Consider the following 571-nt stretch of genomic DNA (forward strand, 5'->3'; position numbering starts at 1 on the left):
GGTGGCCGTGGCCCCGGTGCCGAGCCCGACGAGCACGCCCCAATACAGCACGAACTGCCAGGGCGAGGTCATGGTCGTGGTGAGCGCGGCACCCGCCCCGACGAGCACCAGCGCCCCCGCCGCCACGCGCCGCATCCCGAGCCGGTCCATCAGCGCCGCGGCGAACGGCGCGGTGGCCCCGTACACCACCATGTTGACGAGCGACCCCAGCCCGACGGACGACCGTGACCAGCCGAGATCGTCGTGCAGCGGCCCGACGAGCAGCCCCGCGAGCGTGCTGAACGCTCCGGCGACGACGATGGCGAGGGCGGCTCCGGCGGCGACGGCCCAGGGGCGGGCGCGGCTGCCGGGGCGCTGCACGGCGCGGTCGATGGCGCTTCCGGTCTCGTGGTGGATCTCCATGGACACGAGCGTGCGCGGGGTGGCCGGACGCCCGCGCCTGGCCAGATGGCCATGGTGTGAAAGAATCTGGCCATGGACGTACGGAGCGATCGGGGAGCGACCGACCCACCTTCGGCGATGGCGGCGGGCCAGCCGGGGTCGCCCCAGCCGGAGGCGTGCCAGCCGGGGT

1 protein-coding gene is annotated in these 571 nt (G+C 75.0%); it reads right to left on the reverse strand.

Annotation, left to right across the window (positions count from 1 at the left end; translation table 11 throughout):
- On the reverse strand, positions 1–402 hold a 402-nt coding region (locus tag AB8Z36_RS41885), incomplete at its 3' end, for an MFS transporter (RefSeq protein ID WP_369218548.1).
- Positions 403–571: the final 169 nt, after the last annotated feature.

The sequence above is a fragment of the Streptomyces flavofungini genome (assembly GCF_041028215.1).
Taxonomy (GTDB): domain Bacteria; phylum Actinomycetota; class Actinomycetes; order Streptomycetales; family Streptomycetaceae; genus Streptomyces; species Streptomyces flavofungini_B.